The organism is Klebsiella grimontii, from assembly GCF_042137965.1.
Taxonomy (GTDB): Bacteria; Pseudomonadota; Gammaproteobacteria; order Enterobacterales; family Enterobacteriaceae; genus Klebsiella; species Klebsiella grimontii.
The window spans coordinates 4,371,875-4,394,202 of record NZ_CP169721.1 but is presented as its reverse complement, the minus strand read 5'-3'; the positions used below and the strand labels follow the sequence as shown (position 1 = coordinate 4,394,202).

At 53.8% G+C, this 22,328-nt stretch carries 20 protein-coding genes; 10 read left to right on the top strand and 10 right to left on the bottom strand.

The window, feature by feature from the left end; translation table 11 throughout:
- Positions 1–65: 65 nt before the first annotated feature.
- Positions 66–824: an IclR family transcriptional regulator C-terminal domain-containing protein gene (locus tag ACE3MN_RS20625; RefSeq protein ID WP_004133453.1), complete on the top strand. Its 759-nt coding sequence runs from the start codon at positions 66–68 to the stop codon at positions 822–824.
- Between the two features lie 45 nt (positions 825–869).
- Here the strand turns inward: ACE3MN_RS20625 and ACE3MN_RS20620 are convergent, their stop codons facing one another.
- From ACE3MN_RS20620 to ACE3MN_RS20585, 8 genes are all read right to left on the bottom strand, one after another.
- Entirely contained in the window at positions 870–1,202 is a 333-nt protein-coding gene (locus ACE3MN_RS20620) for a hypothetical protein (protein WP_004133452.1), read from the bottom strand.
- Positions 1,203–1,497: 295 nt separating this feature from the next.
- Positions 1,498–2,385, bottom strand: a complete 888-nt coding sequence (gene cyoE / locus ACE3MN_RS20615) for a heme o synthase (RefSeq protein ID WP_004133451.1) — start codon at positions 2,383–2,385, stop codon at positions 1,498–1,500.
- 11 nt (positions 2,386–2,396) lie between these two features.
- Positions 2,397–2,726 carry a cytochrome o ubiquinol oxidase subunit IV gene (locus tag ACE3MN_RS20610; RefSeq protein ID WP_004099523.1) on the bottom strand — a complete coding sequence of 110 codons (330 nt, stop codon included), beginning with the start codon at positions 2,724–2,726 and terminating at the stop codon, positions 2,397–2,399.
- On the bottom strand, positions 2,726–3,337 hold the full coding sequence (locus tag ACE3MN_RS20605; RefSeq protein ID WP_004129790.1) for a cytochrome o ubiquinol oxidase subunit III: 612 nt from the start codon (positions 3,335–3,337) through the stop codon (positions 2,726–2,728). The genes ACE3MN_RS20610 and ACE3MN_RS20605 overlap by 1 nt, the downstream gene beginning before the upstream one ends.
- A complete protein-coding gene (cyoB, locus tag ACE3MN_RS20600) occupies positions 3,327–5,318 on the bottom strand; it encodes a cytochrome o ubiquinol oxidase subunit I (protein ID WP_004133450.1) in 1,992 nt (663 codons plus the stop codon). The genes ACE3MN_RS20605 and cyoB overlap by 11 nt, the downstream gene beginning before the upstream one ends.
- A 19-nt stretch (positions 5,319–5,337) precedes the next feature.
- Positions 5,338–6,285 carry a cytochrome o ubiquinol oxidase subunit II gene (gene cyoA, locus ACE3MN_RS20595; protein WP_004129799.1) on the bottom strand — a complete coding sequence of 316 codons (948 nt, stop codon included), beginning with the start codon at positions 6,283–6,285 and terminating at the stop codon, positions 5,338–5,340.
- Between the two features lie 479 nt (positions 6,286–6,764).
- Positions 6,765–8,240 carry a muropeptide MFS transporter AmpG gene (gene ampG / locus ACE3MN_RS20590; RefSeq protein WP_049088796.1) on the bottom strand — a complete coding sequence of 492 codons (1,476 nt, stop codon included), beginning with the start codon at positions 8,238–8,240 and terminating at the stop codon, positions 6,765–6,767.
- Between the two features lie 45 nt (positions 8,241–8,285).
- Positions 8,286–8,864, bottom strand: coding sequence for a lipoprotein (locus ACE3MN_RS20585; RefSeq protein WP_004129805.1), 579 nt, complete (start codon positions 8,862–8,864; stop codon positions 8,286–8,288).
- A 303-nt stretch (positions 8,865–9,167) separates the two neighbouring features.
- On the opposite strand from ACE3MN_RS20585, the gene bolA reads away from it, so the two are divergent.
- The 9 genes from bolA (at position 9,168) to ACE3MN_RS20540 (ending at position 19,610) form a co-directional block, all read left to right on the top strand.
- Positions 9,168–9,485 carry a transcriptional regulator BolA gene (bolA, locus tag ACE3MN_RS20580; protein WP_004133447.1) on the top strand — a complete coding sequence of 106 codons (318 nt, stop codon included), beginning with the start codon at positions 9,168–9,170 and terminating at the stop codon, positions 9,483–9,485.
- A 347-nt stretch (positions 9,486–9,832) separates the two neighbouring features.
- Complete coding sequence (gene tig / locus ACE3MN_RS20575; RefSeq protein ID WP_004129807.1) at positions 9,833–11,131, top strand: trigger factor; 1,299 nt, start codon at positions 9,833–9,835, stop codon at positions 11,129–11,131.
- Between the two features lie 315 nt (positions 11,132–11,446).
- Positions 11,447–12,070, top strand: a complete 624-nt coding sequence (clpP, locus tag ACE3MN_RS20570) for an ATP-dependent Clp endopeptidase proteolytic subunit ClpP (RefSeq protein WP_003021624.1) — start codon at positions 11,447–11,449, stop codon at positions 12,068–12,070.
- 132 nt (positions 12,071–12,202) lie between these two features.
- Positions 12,203–13,477 carry an ATP-dependent protease ATP-binding subunit ClpX gene (clpX, locus tag ACE3MN_RS20565; RefSeq protein WP_004099538.1) on the top strand — a complete coding sequence of 425 codons (1,275 nt, stop codon included), beginning with the start codon at positions 12,203–12,205 and terminating at the stop codon, positions 13,475–13,477.
- 183 nt (positions 13,478–13,660) lie between these two features.
- Complete coding sequence (gene lon, locus ACE3MN_RS20560; protein ID WP_004099539.1) at positions 13,661–16,015, top strand: endopeptidase La; 2,355 nt, start codon at positions 13,661–13,663, stop codon at positions 16,013–16,015.
- A 208-nt stretch (positions 16,016–16,223) separates the two neighbouring features.
- The gene (gene hupB, locus ACE3MN_RS20555; protein WP_002444653.1) at positions 16,224–16,496 is read left to right on the top strand and encodes a nucleoid-associated protein HU-beta; all 273 of its coding nucleotides are present in this window, start codon (positions 16,224–16,226) and stop codon (positions 16,494–16,496) included.
- Positions 16,497–16,709: 213 nt separating this feature from the next.
- The gene (gene ppiD, locus ACE3MN_RS20550; protein WP_024359044.1) at positions 16,710–18,584 is read left to right on the top strand and encodes a peptidylprolyl isomerase; all 1,875 of its coding nucleotides are present in this window, start codon (positions 16,710–16,712) and stop codon (positions 18,582–18,584) included.
- A 148-nt stretch (positions 18,585–18,732) separates the two neighbouring features.
- Positions 18,733–19,098, top strand: coding sequence for a helix-hairpin-helix domain-containing protein (locus ACE3MN_RS20545; protein WP_024359043.1), 366 nt, complete (start codon positions 18,733–18,735; stop codon positions 19,096–19,098).
- 110 nt (positions 19,099–19,208) lie between these two features.
- A complete protein-coding gene (locus tag ACE3MN_RS20540; RefSeq protein WP_004135982.1) occupies positions 19,209–19,610 on the top strand; it encodes a YbgC/FadM family acyl-CoA thioesterase in 402 nt (133 codons plus the stop codon).
- A 213-nt stretch (positions 19,611–19,823) separates the two neighbouring features.
- Here the strand turns inward: ACE3MN_RS20540 and queC are convergent, their stop codons facing one another.
- Positions 19,824–20,519, bottom strand: a complete 696-nt coding sequence (queC, locus tag ACE3MN_RS20535) for a 7-cyano-7-deazaguanine synthase QueC (protein WP_286454264.1) — start codon at positions 20,517–20,519, stop codon at positions 19,824–19,826.
- 66 nt (positions 20,520–20,585) lie between these two features.
- On the bottom strand, positions 20,586–22,286 hold the full coding sequence (locus tag ACE3MN_RS20530; protein ID WP_024359041.1) for an SgrR family transcriptional regulator: 1,701 nt from the start codon (positions 22,284–22,286) through the stop codon (positions 20,586–20,588).
- Positions 22,287–22,328: the final 42 nt, after the last annotated feature.

Here is a 22,328-nt window from a genome sequence, read left to right as displayed (position 1 = left end):
TAATCGCACCACCACTGCGATAATCGCGCTAAACCGATCTTATTGTTGCGAAAGTGTGAACAAGTATGCAAAACCAGATTCATCCCCGCGATCTGATCGTCGGCCTGCAAAAGGGGCTGGCGCTGATCCAGCTATTTTCAAAAGAGCACCCGCGACTCACCGTGCCGCAGGCGGCGAAAATGAGCGGCCTGACGCAAAGCGCCGCGCGGCGGTTTTTCCTTACTCTGCTGCACGAGCGCTACCTGCAAACCGACGGACGCTACTACTGGCTGACGCCCAAAGCGTTAAGGCTGGGGCAGGCGTATGTTGACTCGGCGCAGTTCCCGCGCATGGTACGGCCGATCGTTGAGTACATCGCCAGCCGGACGGAAGAGCACGCTTCGGTGGGGGTGATAGATGATGATGAGCTGGTGTATATCGCGCGCAGTAAGCACACGCCGTTTAATTCGACCTCAGTGCGCCTGGGTGAGAGGGTGCCGATTTACTGTACCGCCGGCGGGCGGCTCTGGCTGGCGTCATTAGCGGAAGCCGAGTGCGAAACCGTTTTGCAACGGATCAAACGCGAACAGCGCACGCCCTATACGGTAACCGACGTTACGGCCCTGATGGAGAAGATCGCCCAGGTGCGCCGCCAGGGATATGCCGCAATTGAGCAAGAGTTTGAAATTGGCATGCTGGTACTGGCCGTACCGCTGTCAGACCGGGAAGGGATTTACTGGGGAGCGCTGAGCTTAACCAGCCATCAGTCAAGAACCTCGATTGAAGCCCTGTGCCGCGAGCATCTGGATTTGCTCTATAGCGCCCAGGCGATGTTGGTTGGATAGCCGCGGAAGAGGCAGGCAGGTTCTGAACGGAACCTGCCTGATATATCAGGCTTTCGCGCCGTCGATAAAGCTATTCCAGTCCGCCCCAGCGTTGTTCACGAAGGTTGACCAGCTATTGGCGGCAGTGTTCACAAAGCCATTCCAGTTATCCAACCCCGCAGACACAAAGGTGTTCCAGTTAGACTGACCGATAACGAACTTGCCAAATTCTACGGCGCTATCAATCACAAAATTCGCGAAAGAGGCTCCTGAGGTGGCGACAAAAGATCCGAAGCCAAGCCCGGAGTTGACGACAAAGCTGGTAAAGCCAGTAGCCGCATTCAGCAGATTAAAACCACCGGAAATATATTCCATTTCATTAAAAGTTAACTCTTTCATTTTTATTCCTTTATTCAACGGATTGTCATCAGTGAGCACCGTACTCACCGCGAAAGGCTAACACCGCTAAATAGAGGTAAACCAGATGGCAACCTCCCCCGGATGGTGATTTCTTTATCATTTTTATATGAACATCATCATTGAATGATTGATAACGCTGGACTGGAGATGAACCGATGAAGATGATTTTTATCTGAAGAGAACCTGGGGGAGGGGAGGGACAATAGGTTGCGTGATAAAAAAACAGCCCCCGGTCTTGCGAGCGGAGGCTGCTGAGCGTTTGCAGAAGGTGGTCTTATCTGACCATCGTCAGCAGGTTATGTGAATCCGGCACCATAAAGTCGACGGACATCATCACCGACAGCGCGGTAATGGCGACGATGGAAAAGACGAACAGCTTACGCGCCCAAACTTTATCATCCGCCACTTTGTATCCGCGCAGCGCCATCCCCAGCCACCAGACGCTCACTGCCGCAGCGACAACCAGATATTTATATCCGGCGTAGCCGCCCAGAGAGAGCATCAGCGTCGCAACGGTAAAGGCGATGATGTAGACGGTAATATGGTTTTTAGCCACTGAAATACCTTTCACTACCGGCAGTACCGGAATGTTCGCCGCCTGATAATCCTTGAAGCGGAAAATCGCGATAGCGTAAGAGTGAGGCATCTGCCACAGGCTAAAAATAGCCAGCAGTATAGCGGCACCGCTGTCAAAATCACCGGTCACCGCACAGTAGCCAATCACCGGCGGCGCAGCGCCGGAGAGAGAACCAATCAGCGTGCCGTAGACGGAGTGGCGCTTCATGTACAGGCTGTAAACGCCGACATAAACCACAAACCCCATCACCCCCAGCCAGCAGGCGAGGGGATTAGCGCCAAACCACAGCAGCATGAAGCCAGCAATACCCAGCAGGGTGGCGTATACCAGCGAAGCTTCTGGCGAGATCAGCCCTTTGACCAGCACCCGGTTTTTCGTCCGTTCCATCTTACGATCGATATCACGGTCGATATAGTTGTTGAAAACACAACCCGAGGCGACCACCAGGGATACTCCGAGGAGCGTCCAGATGAAAAGCGGATAGTCTATGTGGCCCTTTGAGGCCAGCAGGAAACCGCCAATCACGGAGATCAGGTTGCCAAAAATAATGCCTGGTTTCGTTACTTGCAGGTATTGCTTAAACATACTCGCCGCTCTTAGTGCATCATCATGTTGTAGTTCAGGTTCCACATAATCCAGATGGAACCGACAACTACGATAGCAATGATGATTACGGTGAAGATAAATGCGGTCAGGTTCCAACCTTCGTCCGATTTACTGTTCATGTGCAGGAAGTACACGAGGTGTACGACAATCTGCACAACTGCAGTGACCAGGATGGTTCCCAGAATAGCCGCATGCGATGCGGAGCCACTCATCACCATTGCAAACGGGATAACCGTCAGAATGATCGACAGGATGAAACCTGTCATGTAGCTCTTCACGCTGCCGTGAGAAGCGCCGCTATGATCGGTAGAATGACTCATTACATCGCCCCCATCAGATAAACAACAGAGAACACGCAGATCCACACGACGTCCAGGAAGTGCCAGAACAGACTCAGGCACATGATACGGGTGCGGTTAGTGTTGGTCAGGCCGCGACGAGAAACCTGTACCATCAGCACCGCCATCCAGATCAGACCAGAGGTCACGTGCAGACCGTGGGTACCGACCAGCGCGAAGAACGCTGACAGGAAGCCGCTGCGATCCGGACCCATACCTTCAACAATCAAATGATGGAATTCATAGAGTTCCATCGCGATGAACCCTGCCCCGAAGAGGAAGGTCAGCGCAAGCCAGGAAACCACCTGGCTCTTGTTGTTTTTGTACATGGCGATAGCCGCCATGCCGTAGGTGATGGAGCTGAACAGCAGCAGCGCGGTTTCAACCAGAACGAACGGCAGTTCGAAAATATCTTTACCGGTCGGTCCGCCCGCCGTGCCGTTCACCAGAACGGCATAGGTCGCGAACAGAGTGGCGAAGATAATGCAGTCGCTCATCAGGTAGATCCAGAAACCGAATACCTTCATCGGTCCTGTATCATGGTGCCCGTGTTCGTGCGCGTGGGCGTTATGCGCAAGAGTATCAGTTGCCATTTTTCAGCCCTGCTTTGTTAATCTCATCGAAATGCTGATTTTCCAGTTTTTCGACTACTGCAACCGGCACGTAGTAATCCACGTCCTCGTCAAAGCTCTTAATAATCCAGGTCGCCAGGATACCGACGAAGCTTGCAATTGCCAGCCACCAGATGTGCCAGATCATTGCGAAACCAAACACCGTTGCGAAAGCAGCAATAACGATGCCCGCGCCGCTGTTTTTCGGCATATGAATCTCTTCATAGCCAGCCGGTTTCTTGTACGCGTCGCCTTTCTCTTTCATTTCCCAGAACGCGTCACGCTCGTGAACCACAGGAACGATAGCGAAGTTGTAGAACGGCGGAGGAGAAGAGGTTGCCCACTCCAGCGTACGGCCGCCCCACGGGTCGCCGGTCAGGTCACGGTTCTGCTCGCGATCGCGGATAGACACGTAGAACTGAATCAGCTGGCAGAGGATACCGCAGGCGATCAGCGCCGCGCCGCAGGCTGCAACAACCAGCATCGGGTGGAACTGCGGGTCAATCTGCTGGCTCAGGCGACGGGTCATACCCATGAAGCCCAGCACGTACAGCGGCATAAACGCGACGAAGAAGCCGATGATCCAGAACCAGAAAGCGCGTTTGCCCCAGGTTTCGTTCAGGGTGAAGCCAAAGGCTTTCGGCCACCAGTAGGTCAGACCTGCGAAGCAACCGAACACCACGCCGCCGATGATGACGTTATGGAAGTGCGCGATCAGGAACAGGCTGTTGTGCAGCACGAAGTCTGCGCCCGGTACCGCCAGCAGAACGCCGGTCATACCACCTACGGAGAAGGTCACGATAAAGCCAATCGTCCACAGCATCGCTGAGTTGAAGACGATGCGGCCCTGGTACATGGTAAACAGCCAGTTGAAGATCTTAACCCCGGTCGGGATAGCGATGATCATGGTCGTAATACCGAAGAAGGCGTTTACGTTCGCGCCCGCACCCATAGTAAAGAAGTGGTGCAGCCAAACGATAAACGACAGAACGGTAATACACACTGTTGCCCATACCAGCGAGGTGTAGCCAAACAGACGCTTACGCGAGAAGGTCGCGGCGATTTCGGAGAAGACGCCGAATACCGGCAGAACCAGAATGTACACTTCCGGGTGACCCCATGCCCAAATCAGGTTGATGTACATCATCATGTTGCCACCCATATCGTTGGTAAAGAAATGGGTGCCCAGGTAGCGGTCCAGGGTCAGCAGCGCGACGGTGACGGTCAGAATTGGGAAGGAGGCGATAATCAGGATGTTGGCGCACAGAGATGCCCAGCTAAACACCGGCATCTTGAACATGGTCATGCCAGGGGCACGCATCTTGATAATCGTTACGAAGAAGTTAATACCGGTAAGCGTTGTACCAATACCGGATAGCTGGAGAGCCCAGATCCAGTAATCGACCCCGACGCCCGGACTGTACTCGATTCCCGACAGCGGCGGATAGGCCAGCCAACCGGTCTGCGCGAATTCACCGACGCCCAGAGAGAGGTTAACCAGAATCACGCCCACAACGGTGAACCAGAAGCTCAGGTTGTTAAGGAAGGGGAAAGCAACGTCGCGTGCGCCGATCTGCAGCGGAACCACCAGGTTCATCAGACCGATAACAAACGGCATCGCTACGAAGAAGATCATGATAACGCCGTGGGCGGTAAAGATCTGATCGTAGTGGTGAGGCGGCAGGAAACCTGCTTCCCCGGCCGAGGCCAGCACCTGCTGGCTACGCATCATAACGGCGTCAGCAAAGCCACGCAGCAACATAACGATTGCTACGATAACGTACATGATACCGAGACGTTTGTGGTCAACCGAAGTCAGCCACTCGTTCCAAAGGTAGGACCACTTACCGAAGTAAGTGATGGCTGCCAGAAGCGCCAGTCCCCCAATGATAATTGCAGCCACCGTAACCACAATAATGGGTTCATGGTAGGGCACTGCATCCAGTGTAAGTTTTCCGAACATCGTTTTCTTCCTCGGCCCCTTAGTGAGCGGTTTCCGCGTGGCTCATGTCCATGCCTTCCATTCCTTCGTGCGCTGCGTGCTCGCCCTCGGGTTGGGTCATATCCATGCTCTTACCGTGAGACATAAATTTGTTAACAACATCTTTAAACAAATCCGGTTTCACGTTAGAGAAGTATTCCACTTTGTTGTATTCGCTAGGCGCAGCCAGTTTGTCGAATGTTTCCATGGAATCCATGGTATTCGCAGACTGTTTGGCTTTCGCTACCCACTGATCGAAGGTTGCACGATCCGGCGTGGCGATAGCTTTGAACTTCATTCCAGAGAAGCCCGGGCCGCTATAGCTGGCGGAGATACCGTCGTAAGTACCAGCTTCATTCGCGATGAGGTGCAGCTGAGTCTGCATCCCGGCCATTGCGTAAATCTGGCTACCTAAACGTGGGATAAAGAACGAGTTCATCACGGAATTGGAGGTCACTTTGAAGTGTACCGGTACGTTCGCCGGGAAGGCGATTTCGTTGACGGTAGCAATACCTTGTTCCGGATAGATGAAGAACCATTTCCAGTCCATCGAAACGACTTCGATAGTGATAGGTTTTTCATCGTGAGCAAGCGGTTTGCTCGGCTCTAATGCGTGAGTTGTTTTCCAGGTCAGAACGGCCAGGAACAGGATGATCAGGATAGGAACCGTCCAGACCACAGCTTCAACTTTGTTGGAGTGTGACCAGTTCGGGCTATACTTCGCATCTTTATTGCTCGCACGATACTTCCAGGCAAATCCTACTGCCATCAAGACGGCTGGAATAACGACGATCATCATCAGGCCGAAGGCCGTCAGAATCAGAGAGCGTTGCTCCAGTCCAATCTGTCCTTTTGGGTCGAGGAGTGCAGAATCACAACCACTGAGTAATACAGTGCCTGCGATTAATGACATCCATCCCAAACTTTTATTGTATTTCCTAAGTCTCATTGAACGACCTCAATTCCACGGAATCTGGTGGCGCTTAAAGTGTACGGGCATTTTACGGGAAGGTTGCATTACTGTAAACATAGTTGGAGCTGTGTCTGTTCTATGTTAGTGGCTTCTGCTTGCCTTGTCACATATGTTACGGAGTGTGACATTATCCCTTGCAAAGCTTGATTTACGCGGGATTGATAACGAAAGGGATAAGAACCAAGGGGTTTATAAGAGAATGAGCATAACCACCTGCAAAACAACACAAATAATTAACAATTAATTATCAAATAAAAGACATCATAAAAGCGGAAAATAAAAACAGTAAAGCTGAATCGTTTAAATTATTTAAAGATTCGCATAAAAATTGTCAATAATTTCCAGAAATCTAAAACGCACAAAACAACAAACTCAGCGCCATGAATATAAAATCGTTAATAAGACGTTATAATTACGCTTGGTAATTACAACGTCCACTAACGTTTCTGTAACGATTAAATCAGCTCGGTTTTGCGTAATGCCAGGTAGTCAAGGAAAGCGCCGAGTAAAATACCCGCAACGGCGGTGAGTACGGCGATCTCCAGCAGGCCCGCGAGGAAGGAGAAATTGGTGTAATCCAGCGCGTTGAACACCAGCAGCACCAGCCATACCGCCAGCATCAGGCAGCCAACCGCCAGAATCATTAAAGCCAGCCCGTAGATCTGAGGAAAGAACGTACGCGGCATAAAACTCTCTGACCGCTGGGTGTGTTCCAGGGTACGCCGACAAATTAACAGCAGCAAAATACCCGGCACAGCGGCAACGACGGAAAAAAGATAGAAGGCAGGCCAGCCGTGAGCCTCGACGAACCAGCCGGCGATAGGGCCGACGTAAACGCGCCCGACGGCGGAAAGCGCCGAGAGCAGGGCAAACTGGGTGGCTGAAAAGGATTTGTTGCACAGCGTCATCAGCAGCGCGACGAACGCCGCGGTGCCCATCCCGCCGCACAGGTTTTCGAAAAATACCGCCGTCGCCATGGAGAAAAGGTGTTTATCGGTAATAGATAGCAGCCAATATCCGGCGTTGGATACTCCTTGCAGCACGCCGAAAATCAGTAGCGCGCGGAATAAGGTCAGGCGCTGCATAAGCACGCCGCCGTACAGGGCGCCGACAATCGTGGCGAACAGGCCGAGCGTTTTATTGACCATCCCCACTTCGCCAGCATCGAAACCGACGCCGCGAATCAGGAATGTGGTGGTCAGGCTCATGGCAAACGCATCGCCAAGCTTATAAAGGACGATAAGCAGCAGGATTAGCCAGGCGTTATTGCGACCGAAGAAGTCGCGAAGCGGTGCGGCAACCGCCTGTTCCAGCGTTTTCGGCACAGGAATGACGTCGCTGGGATCCGGGGCCAGCAGCGTGGCGATAATGCAGGGGATCAGCAGCGCGGCCATCAGCCAGTACATTCCCTGCCATCCTAGCCAGCGGTCGGCCAGCCATAGCGCCAGTCCGCCGGAGACCAGCATCCCCAGACGATAGCCCAGCACGCTGATTGCCGCGCCGGTGCCTCGCTCTTCCGCGGCCAGCACGTCAGTTTTCCACGCGTCAAACACGATATCCTGAGACGCGGAGCAAAAGGCGATGACGACCGCCAGCGCCGCCATCCAGCGCAGCTGCGTGGAGGGTTCAAGGAATCCCATCGCCGCAATGGCAATCAGTAACAGAAATTGGGTAGCCAGCAGCCAGCCGCGACGACGGCCAAGAAACGGCGGCGTGTAGCGGTCCATCAGCGGCGACCAGAGGAACTTAAAGACGTAGGCCTGGCCGACGAGAGAGAAAAAACCGATGGTTTTCAGATCGATATTTTCAACGGTCATCCACGCCTGCAGCGTGCCTGAGGTCAGGGCGAGCGGTAATCCAGACGCAAAACCAAGAATCAGCAGGATCGCTGATTTTGGCTGCGTAAAAATGCGTAAGTAATGATTGGACATGTCTTGTCGTGCAGACCCGACGCGGGGCCGGGTCTGCCGCTTAAATTAACGAGCGTTTTGCTTGATGAAATCGTGAATGCTGGTGTCCTGCGCCATATCGCTAATGGTATCGGTCATCACGCTATTAACCGCATCGGCGATATTCTTGTTCGAGGCCTGAAATGCGCCTTCAACAGAGTAGCTGGCACGATAGTTTTTGGTCATCTTGTTGCCGTTGGCGGCGGTGGCGATAATGGCGATATCGGCTTTGGTGGCGATGTTGTAACGCACGTTACCCTGAGAAACGTCGGCGTACAGTTTATTGACGATGATTTGCAGGTCAACGGCGCCGTTCGGACCAATCATATAGCCACGCGAGGTCATCTGTTTTTCAAGGACTTCCTGCAGTAAGAAACGCAGGTCGCGGGAAGCGGTCAGCGTAACCTGTTGGTTATCGCGAGTGACTTTCGCCAGCGCCTGATCCGGGCGCTGATCGGCGCCGTTAATGCTGACGGTCACGCCCATCAGGCTGGGATCCTGCTGCGGCAGGGTGATTTTCGGTGATACATCAATAGTGGTCGGCGGAGTGGCGCATCCGGCCAGCATAAACAGCGCGACCAAAGGCAAAAGAATTTTCTTAAACATGTTCAGGGTCTCAACGCATGGGAGTAGTAATGAGGACAATTCCCGCCATCATAACATCGCCAACGGCAAGGGGAAGTGGCAACGCATGTAAATTCATCGTCTTGTGCGTTTTCTGTCCTTGCGGCATCGCATATCGCAACTCAGGCGGGGCTTTCAGGATACCGAACCAGTAAAGCCGATACTTTTGCGTGAAAATATCAGAGGAATGCCAATTTTTTGTTGTTTTCGCCCAATGGAAGCGGTAAAAGCGGCTAACATTTAAAGGGAATGGCGGCAATACAGCGTTGTCGGAGGAGAAAATTCATGATGATACGTGAACAGATCGAAGCAAAACTTAGGGCAGCGTTCGACCCGGTGTATCTTGAAGTCGTGGATGAAAGTTATCGCCACAACGTTCCTGCGGGCTCTGAAAGTCATTTTAAAGTGGTGTTGGTGAGCGATCGCTTCCTTGGCGAGCGTTTTCTTAATCGTCACCGTATGATTTACGGAACGTTGACTGAGGAACTATCAAGCACCGTGCACGCTCTGGCGTTGCATACCTACACAATCAAAGAGTGGGAAGGGCTACAGGATACCGTCTTTGCTTCTCCTCCTTGTCGCGGGGCTGGAAGTATCGCGTAGAAATCGCATTTGCAACCGCTGGAGCTTTTCCAGTATGTTGCGTGAAGATTTATGAGAAAACGGCCTGCGGGCCGTTTTGTTTTGCCTGGAAAATGTGCAGTTTGCGCCTTTTTACAGGCAAATTTGCTCGGGAAATGTGAAAAAAGCCGCAGCAGTGGGCGACAACCGTTCTCGACTCACAAAAGTGATGCCGCTATAATGCCGCGTCTTTTATTATGAATGTCTTCGGGATGATTCTGACGACAGGGAATGTGTTTCTGATTTGAAGAGGGCATCCCGGTTCTGCGAAGCAACCTGTTCGCGCTTCCAGAGTTGACCGAGCACTGTGATTTTTTTGAGGTAACAAGATGCAAGTTTCAGTTGAAACCACTCAGGGCCTTGGGCGCCGTGTAACGATTACTATCGCCGCTGACAGCATCGAGAATGCTGTCAAAAGCGAGCTGGTCAACGTAGCGAAAAAAGTTCGCATTGACGGCTTCCGTAAAGGCAAAGTGCCGATGAATGTTGTTGCTCAGCGTTATGGCGCATCTGTTCGCCAGGACGTGCTGGGTGACCTGATGAGCCGTAACTTCGTTGACGCGATCATCAAAGAAAAAATTAATCCGGCCGGCGCGCCGAACTATGTTCCGGGCGAATACAAGCTGGGTGAAGATTTCACCTACGCGGTCGAGTTCGAAGTTTATCCGGAAGTTGAACTGCAGGGTCTGGAAGCGATCGAAGTTGAAAAACCGGTTGTTGAAGTGACCGACGCTGACGTTGACACCATGCTGGATACTCTGCGCAAGCAGCAGGCTAACTGGAAAGACAAAGACGGCGCTGTTGATGCCGAAGATCGCGTTACCGTTGATTTCACCGGTTCCGTTGACGGCGAAGAGTTCGAAGGCGGCAAAGCTTCTGACTTCGTACTGGCGATGGGCCAGGGTCGTATGATCCCGGGCTTTGAAGACGGTATCAAAGGTCACAAAGCTGGCGAAGAGTTCACCATCGACGTAACCTTCCCGGAAGAGTACCACGCTGAAAACCTGAAAGGTAAAGCGGCTAAGTTCGTTATCAACCTGAAGAAAGTTGAAGAACGTGAACTGCCGGAGCTGACTGAAGAATTCATCAAGCGTTTCGGCGTTGAAGATGGTTCCGTCGCCGGTCTGCGCGCTGAAGTGCGTAAAAACATGGAGCGCGAGCTGAAAGGCGCCGTGCGTAACCGCGTGAAATCTCAGGCTATCGAAGGTCTGGTTAAAGCGAACGATATCGACGTTCCAGCCGCGCTGATTGACAGCGAAATCGACGTTCTGCGCCGCCAGGCTGCTCAGCGTTTCGGCGGTAACGAACAACAGGCTCTGGAACTGCCGCGTGAGCTGTTCGAAGAGCAGGCTAAACGCCGCGTTGTTGTTGGCCTGCTGCTGGGCGAAGTGATTCGCACCAACGAGCTGAAAGCTGACGAAGATCGCGTGAAAGGCCTGATCGAAGAGATGGCTTCTGCTTACGAAGATCCGAAAGAAGTGGTTGAGTTCTACAGCAAAAACAAAGAGCTGATGGACAACATGCGCAACGTCGCGCTGGAAGAGCAGGCTGTTGAAGCCGTGCTGGCGAAAGCGAAAGTATCTGAAAAAGCCACTTCCTTCAGCGAACTGATGAACCAGCAGGCGTAATTTCGCCCCAAGGTTTAAGGTTTGAGTAAAAACCCGTTGCCGAAAGGCCGCGGGTTTTTTTATTGCAATGATAGCCTTAGGATACGTGCGAAAAGGCGATTTCAGTGATAGCGTTACGACAAAAGATTGTTATGCTTGAATTAAGGCAACGTCATCCCCATAACCGGGAGACGTAACTGCAGTGGCATAACCATGCGCCGTAATGAAGCGTGCATCTATGCACTTCTGCCCAACGGCAGAAATTCTGGCTGATAATCCGTCCGTAAGGTTACAATCAGTGCAGCGGTTTTTTTCAAATTAATCCAGGAGACGGAAATGTCATACAGTGGCGAACGAGACAACTTTGCACCCCATATGGCCCTGGTGCCGATGGTCATTGAACAGACCTCACGCGGCGAACGTTCATTTGATATTTACTCCCGTCTGCTCAAGGAGCGCGTCATTTTTCTGACCGGCCAGGTAGAAGATCACATGGCTAACCTGATCGTGGCGCAGATGCTGTTTCTGGAAGCGGAAAACCCGGAAAAAGATATCTATCTGTACATTAACTCTCCGGGCGGCGTGATTACCGCCGGGATGTCGATTTACGACACGATGCAGTTCATCAAACCGGACGTCAGCACCATTTGTATGGGGCAGGCGGCTTCGATGGGCGCCTTCCTGCTGACCGCAGGGGCTAAAGGTAAGCGTTTCTGCCTGCCGAACTCCCGCGTGATGATTCACCAGCCGCTGGGCGGCTATCAGGGCCAGGCGACGGATATCGAAATCCACGCCCGCGAAATCCTGAAAGTGAAAGGCCGCATGAATGAACTGATGGCACATCATACGGGTCAATCCCTTGAGCAGATCGAGCGTGATACCGAGCGCGATCGTTTCCTGTCTGCCTCAGAAGCAGTGGAATACGGCCTCGTCGACTCCATTTTGACTCATCGTAATTGATGCCCCGGGCGCAAGGGGGCCGCTATACTTGTTTGTAAGAGGGCGGCACAACGCTTACCAGCGGTTTGCGCCTGAGAATGGCATTTGCGTCGTCGTGTGCGGCACAAAGAACTTAATAAGAGGTTTGGACTCATGACAGATAAACGCAAAGATGGTTCGGGCAAACTGTTGTACTGCTCTTTTTGCGGCAAAAGCCAGCATGAAGTGCGTAAGCTAATCGCCGGGCCGTCCGTGTATATCTGCGACGAATGCGTTGATTTATGTAACGACATCATTCGCGAAGAAATTAAAGAAGTCGCGCCGCATCGCGAGCGCAGTGCATTGCCGACTCCCCACGAAATTCGCCACCATCTGGACGATTACGTTATCGGCCAGGAGCCGGCGAAAAAAGTGCTGGCGGTGGCGGTATACAATCACTACAAACGTCTGCGCAATGGCGACACCAGCAACGGCGTTGAACTGGGTAAAAGCAACATTCTGCTGATCGGGCCGACCGGCTCCGGTAAAACGCTGCTGGCGGAAACCCTGGCGCGTCTGCTGGATGTGCCTTTCACCATGGCGGATGCCACCACCCTGACCGAAGCCGGTTACGTGGGTGAGGACGTGGAGAACATCATCCAGAAACTGCTGCAGAAGTGCGACTACGACGTACAGAAAGCCCAGCGCGGTATCGTCTACATTGATGAGATTGACAAAATTTCCCGTAAATCGGATAACCCGTCGATCACCCGCGATGTTTCCGGCGAAGGCGTGCAGCAGGCGCTGCTGAAGCTTATTGAAGGTACCGTGGCCGCGGTTCCGCCGCAGGGCGGGCGTAAGCATCCGCAGCAGGAGTTCCTGCAGGTTGATACCTCTAAAATCCTGTTTATCTGCGGCGGCGCGTTTGCCGGTCTGGATAAGGTCATTTCCCACCGTGTAGAAACCGGCTCCGGCATTGGTTTCGGCGCGACGGTGAAGGCGAAGTCCGATAAAGCCAGCGAAGGTGAACTGCTGTCTCAGGTTGAACCGGAAGATCTGATCAAGTTTGGTCTGATTCCTGAGTTCATTGGCCGTCTGCCGGTCGTGGCGACCCTGAGCGAGCTGAGCGAAGAAGCACTGATTCAGATCCTCAAAGAGCCGAAAAACGCCCTGACTAAGCAGTATCAGGCGTTGTTCAGCCTTGAAGGCGCTGAGCTGGAGTTCCGCGACGAAGCGCTGGACGCTATCGCGAAGAAAGCGATGGCGCGTAAAACCGGCGCTCGTGGCCTGCGTTCTATCGTTGAAGCCGCGCTGCTCGATACCATGTACGATCTTCCGTCAATGGAAGACGTGGAAAAAGTGGTCATCGACGCTTCGGTTATCGATGGTCAGAGCAAGCCGCTGCTGATTTACGGCAAACCGGAAGCGCAGCAGGCGTCTGGTGAATAATTAACCAGTTTGCTCAAGCAGTTAACAAAAAGGGGGGATTTTATCTCCCCTTTTATTTTTCCTGCATTCCCGCCGTTGAATGTATGGAATACATCCCCATATACTGGTTTACATATTAACGGCGACGCGTCGTTGAGTTGCGTCGTCGGCTACCTGGCGGACTTTAAACTAAGAGAGAGCTCTATGAATCCTGAGCGTTCTGAACGCATTGAAATCCCCGTATTGCCGTTGCGCGATGTGGTGGTTTATCCGCACATGGTCATACCCCTGTTTGTAGGGCGGGAAAAATCTATCCGTTGTCTCGAAGCAGCCATGGACCATGATAAAAAAATCATGCTGGTTGCGCAGAAAGAAGCCTCGACGGATGAGCCGGGTGTAAACGATCTTTTCACCGTCGGGACCGTGGCGTCTATTTTGCAAATGCTGAAGCTACCGGACGGTACTGTTAAAGTGCTGGTCGAAGGTTTGCAGCGCGCGCGCATCTCTGCGCTGTCTGATAATGGCGAACATTTTTCGGCGAAGGCGGAATACCTTGAATCGCCGGCGATTGACGAACGCGAGCAGGAAGTGCTGGTTCGTACCGCTATCAGCCAGTTTGAAGGCTACATCAAGCTGAACAAAAAAATCCCTCCGGAAGTGCTGACGTCGCTGAATAGCATCGACGATCCGGCGCGTCTGGCGGATACCATCGCTGCGCATATGCCGCTGAAGCTGGCGGACAAACAGTCCGTGCTGGAGATGTCCGACGTTAACGAGCGTCTGGAATATCTGATGGCGATGATGGAGTCGGAAATCGATCTGCTGCAGGTGGAGAAGCGTATTCGCAACCGCGTGAAAAAGCAGATGGAGAAATCTCAGCGCGAGTACTATCTGAATGAGCAAATGAAAGCCATTCAAAAAGAGCTCGGCGAGATGGACGACGCCCCGGACGAGAACGAAGCGCTGAAGCGTAAGATCGACGCGGCGAAAATGCCGAAAGAGGCAAAAGAGAAAACCGAAGCGGAACTGCAAAAACTGAAAATGATGTCCCCGATGTCGGCGGAAGCGACCGTCGTTCGCGGCTACATCGACTGGATGGTGCAGGTACCGTGGAACGCTCGCAGCAAGGTTAAAAAAGACCTGCGTCAGGCTCAGGAGATCCTCGATACCGATCACTACGGCCTTGAGCGCGTGAAGGATCGCATTCTTGAGTACCTCGCGGTGCAGAGCCGTGTTAACAAGCTCAAAGGGCCGATCCTGTGCCTGGTTGGGCCTCCGGGGGTAGGTAAAACCTCTCTCGGCCAATCCATCGCCAAAGCAACTGGACGCAAATATGTGCGTATGGCGCTGGGCGGCGTGCGTGATGAAGCGGAAATCCGCGGTCACCGCCGTACCTATATTGGCTCAATGCCGGGCAAACTGATCCAGAAAATGGCTAAAGTGGGCGTTAAAAACCCGCTGTTCTTGCTGGATGAGATCGACAAGATGTCTTCTGACATGCGCGGCGATCCGGCCTCGGCGCTGCTGGAGGTGTTGGATCCGGAACAGAACGTGGCCTTTAACGACCACTATCTGGAAGTGGATTACGATCTCAGCGACGTGATGTTCGTTGCGACCTCTAACTCCATGAACATCCCGGCGCCGCTGCTGGATCGTATGGAAGTGATCCGCCTCTCCGGCTATACCGAAGATGAGAAGCTAAACATCGCCAAACGCCATCTGCTGTCAAAACAGATTGAGCGTAACGCGCTCAAGAAAGGCGAGCTGACGGTGGATGACAGCGCGATTATCGGCATCATTCGCTACTACACCCGTGAAGCAGGCGTGCGTGGTCTGGAGCGTGAAATCTCGAAACTGTGCCGCAAAGCGGTGAAACAGCTGCTGCTGGATAAGTCGCTGAAACACATCGAGATTAACGGCGACAACCTGCACGATTTCCTTGGCGTGCAGCGCTACGACTATGGTCGTGCGGATAGCGAAAACCGCGTAGGTCAGGTGACCGGACTGGCGTGGACGGAAGTGGGCGGCGATCTGCTGACCATTGAAACCGCCTGCGTTCCGGGTAAAGGCAAACTGACCTACACCGGTTCACTGGGTGAAGTCATGCAGGAATCCATCCAGGCGGCGCTGACGGTGGTTCGTTCACGTGCGGATAAGCTGGGTATTAACTCAGACTTTTACGAAAAACGTGATATTCACGTTCACGTGCCGGAAGGCGCGACGCCGAAGGATGGTCCAAGCGCCGGTATCGCGATGTGCACCGCGCTGGTTTCCTGTCTGACGGGTAATCCGGTACGCGCCGACGTGGCGATGACCGGTGAGATTACCCTCCGTGGCCAGGTATTGCCGATTGGTGGTCTGAAGGAAAAACTGTTGGCCGCGCATCGCGGCGGCATTAAGACTGTTCTGATTCCTGATGAAAATAAACGCGACCTTGAAGAAATTCCGGATAACGTTATCGCCGATTTAGATATCCATCCGGTGAAACGAATCGAGGAAGTTCTGGCACTTGCGCTACAGAACGAACCGTTTGGAATGGAAGTCGTCACGGCAAAATAGTGATTTCGCGCAAATAGCGCTAAGAAAAATAGGGCTGGTAAGTAAATTCGTACTTGCCAGCCTTTTTTTGTGTAGCTAACTTAGATCGCTGGCAGGGGGGTCAATTACAACTCTGTTGTAAGGGCATGACAGTCCTGATATAACTGCTGCGCGGTCGCGCCACGAAGGATTCTGGTGCGATATAAATTATAAAGAGAGGAAGAGAACAGTGAATAAATCTCAACTGATTGACAAAATTGCTGCCGGTGCGGACATTTCTAAAGCCGCAGCTGGACGTGCGTTAGATGCTTTAATCGCTTCTGTTACTGAATCTCTGCAGGCTGGAGATGACGTTGCGCTGGTAGGGTTTGGTACTTTTGCTGTTAAAGAGCGCGCTGCCCGTACTGGTCGCAATCCGCAAACAGGCAAAGAAATCACCATTGCTGCTGCTAAAGTTCCGGGTTTCCGCGCAGGTAAAGCGCTGAAAGACGCGGTAAACTGATCGACTTCCCCACTGGGGTCTGTGACGAAGTACAAGGGCGCATCGCAAGATGTGCCTTTTTTATTTGCCAGAATGCGACTTAATGTGAGTTTATACGCACTTGTGGGCTGACAATCACCCCGTTTTCTTGTCAAAATACGTCCTCACGCGCGGCGGCCATCACATGCTATGCTGCGCGAGCTAAAGTCATCTACAGCGGAGCGTTGTTACACCATGATGGACAACCTACGCACGGCCGCCAACAGCGTCGTGCTCAAGATTATTTTCGGTATCATTATCGTCTCGTTCATTTTGACCGGGGTGAGTGGTTACCTGATTGGCGGTGGCAACAACTATGCCGCAAAAGTTAATGACCAGGAGATTGGTCGCACACAGTTTGAGAATGCCGTTGCCAGCGAGCGTAATCGCATGCAGCAGCAGCTTGGCGACCAGTTCTCAGAGCTGGCGGCTAATGAAAATTACATGAAGACCATGCGTCAGCAGGTGCTGAACCGTCTGATTGACGAAGCGCTGCTCGATCAGTACGCCCGTGAGCTCGGTCTCAATATCAGCGATGACCAGGTCAAGCAGGCGATCTTCCAGACCCAGGCTTTCCAGGCGGATGGCAAATTTGATAACGAGCGCTTCAGCCGCATCGTTAATCAGATGGGGATGACGACGGATCAGTACGCGCAGGCGCTTCGTAATCAGCTGACGACTCAGCAGTTGATCAACGCCGTAGCCGGTACCGACTTTATGCTGCCGGGCGAATCCGACCAGCTGGCGGCGCTGGTTTCTCAACAGCGCGTCGTCCGTGAAGCGACTATCGACGTGAACGCGCTGGCGGCGAAGCAAACCGCTACCGACGATGAAATCAACGCCTTCTACCAGCAGAATCAGGCGCGTTTTATGGCCCCGGAGCAGTTCCGCGTAAGCTATATCAAGATGGACGCTGCGAGCATGCAGGAAAACGCCTCTGACGAAGAAATTCAGTCATGGTACGACCAGCATCAGGATCAGTTCACTCAGCCGCAGCGTAACCGCTACAGCATCATCCAGACCAAAACCGAAGCGGATGCTCAGGCGGTGCTTGATGAGCTGAAAAAAGGCGCTGATTTCGCCGCGCTGGCCAAAGAAAAATCAACCGATATCATCTCTGCCCGCAACGGTGGTGATATGGGCTGGCTGGAAGATGCGGCTACCGTGCCGGAGCTGAAAGAGGCCGGTCTGAAAGAAAAAGGCCAGCTATCAGGCGTAATTAAATCTTCCGTCGGTTTCCTGGTGGCGCGTCTGGATGACGTTCAGCCCGCTCAGGTTAAACCGCTGGCTGAGGTTCGCGATGATATCGCGGCGAAAGTGAAGCAGGAAAAAGCGCTGGATGCGTACTACGCGCTGCAGCAGAAAGTGAGCGACGCGGCGAGCAACGATAATGAGTCGCTGGCGGGCGCCGCCCAGGTTGCCGGTCTGAAAGTGGTTGAAACCGGCTGGTTTGGCCGCGACAGCCTGCCGCAAGAGCTGAACTTCAAGCCGGTCTCTGAAGCCATCTTCAACGGCGGTCTGGTTGGCGACAACGGCACGCCGGGCAGCAACTCCGATATCATCACCGTTGACGGCGATCGCGCGTTTGTTCTGCGCATCAGCGAGCATAAAGCGGAGGCGGTTAAGCCACTGGCGGATGTGAAAGCGCAGGTGAGCGATATCGTTAAGCGCAACAAAGCGGAACAGCAGGCGAAGCTGGACGCCGATAAGCTGCTGACGGCCCTGAAAGAGGGTAAAGGCGATGAAGCGATGAAAGCCGCGGGCCTGAGCTTTGGCGCGCCGCAGACGCTGTCACGCACCGGTCAGGAAGCGCTGAGCCAGTCAGTCTTTGCGCTACCGCTGCCGCAGTCGGGTAAGCCAAGCTACGGCGTGGGCTCCGATCTGCAGGGCAACGTGGTGCTGCTGGCGCTGGAGGAAGTGAAAGCGGGTACGATGCCGGAAGAGCAGAAAAAAGCGATGATTCAGGGGATCACCCAGAATAACGCCCAGATCGCTTTCGAAGCGCTGATGAGCAACCTGCGTAAAGCGGCCAAAATTAAGGTCGGCGACATTATCGACCAGCAACAATAATTTCGCGCTGCTTCGCAAAAGCAAGTAACGTAATGTAATCCTCAAAGGCCGCTTTCGCGGCCTTTTCCATTTCTGCATTTTGCCTTTTGTACTCTTTTTCCCTCGTCGTTATCGTGCTCTTGCTGTCAACAAACAAGGAGATAACAGCATGAAACGAGGAATGAAATCGCTTATTGCCGCGGTACTGGTTTGCGCGGCGGGGAGTCAGATAGCGCAGGCGGCGCCCTCTGCGGGTAAAGCGTCGGCGACGGTAAAGGAGAGCGTGCAGTCGCCGCAGGCAAAAGCGCCGGATGGGTTAAACGCGGCCGATAGTGAAGGCACCAGAGTGAGTATTAATCACGCCAGCGCGGAGGAGTTGGCTAAGGCGTTGAATGGCGTCGGTCTGAAGAAAGCGCAGGCTATCGTGAGCTATCGCGAAGAGTACGGGCCGTTTAAAACCGTTGACGACCTTAAGCAGGTCCCCGGTATGGGCAACTCGCTGGTAGAGAGAAACCTGTCACATCTGAAGCTGTAAATTTTCAGCGGAAGTTTGCACAGTCGTTATTATTTGCCAGAATGAAGAGGTCACACAAGTGGTGTGACCTCTGACCTCAAAACAACAATTAAAGATAAGGCATTCGCGCTATGCAGACTCAAATCAAAGTTCGCGGCTATCATCTGGATGTATATCAGCACGTCAACAATGCGCGTTATCTGGAGTTTCTCGAAGAGGCGCGCTGGGATGGTCTGGAAAGCAGCCCGGCTTTCCAGTGGATGACCGCGCGCAACATCGCCTTTGTGGTGGTGAATATCAATATCAACTATCGCCGACCGGCGGTTCTGGGCGATGTGTTAACCGTCACCAGCAAGCTCGAAAAGCTCAATGGAAAAAGCGGGACGTTAAGCCAGGTGGTCACCCTCAATCCTAACGGCGAAGTGGTCGCCGATGCGCTTATCACGTTTGTCTGTATCGATCTAAAAACGCAGAAAGCGCTGCCGCTGGAGGGCGAACTGCGGGAGAAGCTGGAGCAGCTTGAGCCTCGTTAACCGGCCAGCCGGAGGGGGGATGTCCCGGAGGCGGTGCTGCGCACCTGTCCGGGCTACACGTCCCCAGTAGCCTGCGCTCCGGTAGCCCGGGCAGGCGCATCGCGCCCCCCTGGGGCGAGGGCGCAGAAAGTTGCACAATTTCCCCGAAGGCGCTGCTGCGTATCTGACCGGGCTCAGCGCCTTCTGCCGCCTGCGATGCCGGGAAATAACCGCTTACTGGAGCCCGGTTTTCTGCTTCATCACCGTCATCACGCCAACCTTATCGCCAAGATAGTGGTTCAGGCCGTTGGCGCGTAGATTACAGGCGGCGCACTGCCCGCAGCCGTCGCCTTTAATGCCGTTATAGCAGGTCAGGGTTTCATGGCGCACCAGCGCTAACTGGCCCCAGTAATCGGCTAAGGCCCAGGTCTCGGCTTTGTTAAGCCACATCAGCGGCGTCTCGAAGCGAATATCTTTCGCCATTCCGAGGCTGACGGCATGGTGCAGCGCTTTCACGAACTCGTCGCGGCAGTCCGGGTAGCCCGAAAAATCGGTCTCGCAAACGCCGGTGATAATCGCTTCCGCCTTAACCTGATACGCGTAAATCGCCGTCAGGGTTAAAAACAGAATGTTGCGGCCGGGGACAAAAGTATTGGGGATACCGCTGGCGTCCGGCTCGTAATCCGGAACCGGAATGCTATCGCGGGTCAGGCTGCTGACCGCCAGTTCGTTAAGCAGCGTGACATCAAGGATCTTATGGGCGACGGCCCCCAGCTTCAGCGCCAGTTCGCGAGCAACGTCAATCTCCGCGCGGTGGCGTTGGCCATAATCAAAAGTGACGCAATGCACTTCATCATACTGTTGCAGAGCCTGCACCAGGCAGGTCGTCGAATCTTGTCCTCCGCTGAAGACAACTACGGCGCGTTTCATGATAATTCCTGACAATCGAAGTGAAGCGCATATGGTAGCGCCTGATGGGCGCGACCACCAGCTCTGTCACGGCGCTGAGGCCGGTAGCCAGGCGCTGGCGAAGTCAAACCAGCCTCGAGCGTTGAGGCGTAGCCCGTTAACCCCCGGCGGCGCGCTGATGCGATAATTATAATTGAACAGCGGCGTCATGATGGCATCATCCATCAGTCTGTTAAAGACGTTGCGCAAAGCTTCGCTGCGGCTGCGTTCGTCCGGTAGGGCCTGAACGGCATCCAGCGTCGCCTGAAGATGCGCATATTGCGCCCCGGTCAACAAATTAGGCCACAGTGCGTCGCAGCGTAGCCACTGCTCCAGAGCATAGACCGGCGCTTCGCCGATCAGGCGGTCACCCATCATCAGGTCTGCCTTCGCAAAGTGCCCGCAGCCATCCCAGTTTTTTGCATCATGAAAAATAATCGTCAGCTCGCAGCCCAGCTCTGCCAGTCGTTGCCGAAGCTGCTCCGCCATGGCGTGTAGCTCTACGGGAAGGTGATAGAGCAGGGTAAGCCGTTCAGGCAGAGGGGTATCATAATTTTCAGGCCCCTGCGGAATAGACCAGCCCGGCAATATTTCATTGCTTGGCGCGATCAGATCCTCATCCAGCGGCAGGGTTTCTAACAGGGTGGAGCGATGAATCAGCGAGACCAGCCTTTGCGCCTGCGCTTTGTTAAGACGAGGGCTCTGGCGCAGCGTCAGATAGCAAAAACCGAGGCTAATACTGTTGCTGACCTGACGTAGCCTGGTCAGCTCGTCAGGATCGCCAATGGTTATCTGTACCGGATGACGACAGCTGGTGCCCAGATCCTGCTCGAACAGCTGCGGCGTTATCCAGTATTCCACGGCCTGCAGCAGCGGGTGAGTGAGATGATAGCGCTGATGGTTTTCCAGCCGCACCAGTTCCGGGGTAAATAACTTTAGCCGAAAGGGTCCGCTACCGATCGCCGGATCGTCCGGATGCGCCAGCACGCTGCAGTAGCTGGCAAGGCGGAACGGTAGCCAGTAATCCGCGCGGTGCAGGGTGATGGTCAGACATTGCGAGTGGGTGACGTTAATCTCGCTAATACTGGCGAACAGCGTACGCAGCGCGGGTAGCTGCAGCAGCATCAAAAGCCGCTGCTGCAGCTGTGAGGTCTTAATTGGATCGCCGTTATGCCAGAACAGGGTTGAACGAATATAAAAATGCCAGCGCAGACCGTCCGGCGATACTTCCCAGTGATGGGCTAAATCGCCTATCGGACAGGTACTGTGCGCATCGAATCGGGTCAGGCCGGAAAATATCTCCCCGGCCAGGTGCTGCTCCGCGCGTCCCGGCATAAAACCCGGGCGCAGCGGCTCCAGCGGACGGTAGTAAGGAATACGCAGGGTAGGCGTATCGTTCTGCCATTGGCCGCCGAGAAAGGGGGAAAGCAGCGCTTTAAGCTCTACAGGCGCCAGCTGCGCCAGTTCGAGGGCGTTCTGCTGCTGTCCTTTACTTAGCGCCTGCTCCATCATTTCATTGCGCAGCGTTTCCGGTGCTTTGTAAAACTGGAGTAGCCCGCGCTTTCCGCGACCGGAGCTGGCCTGCCAGCGTAGCCAGCCGGATTCTTGCGCCTGGCGCAGCAGGGTACGGATATGGCGTTCGCTGCAAAAGCAGCGCTCCGCCAGCTCGCCGACGGTAACCTGCTGCGGCTCGCCCGAGGAGGGTTCCCAGAGCCGCTGGTACTGATGGAGACGGTTTAATAGCCTCATATCTGTTTAATCCTGCGCTATATCCGTAAACCCGGAACAATA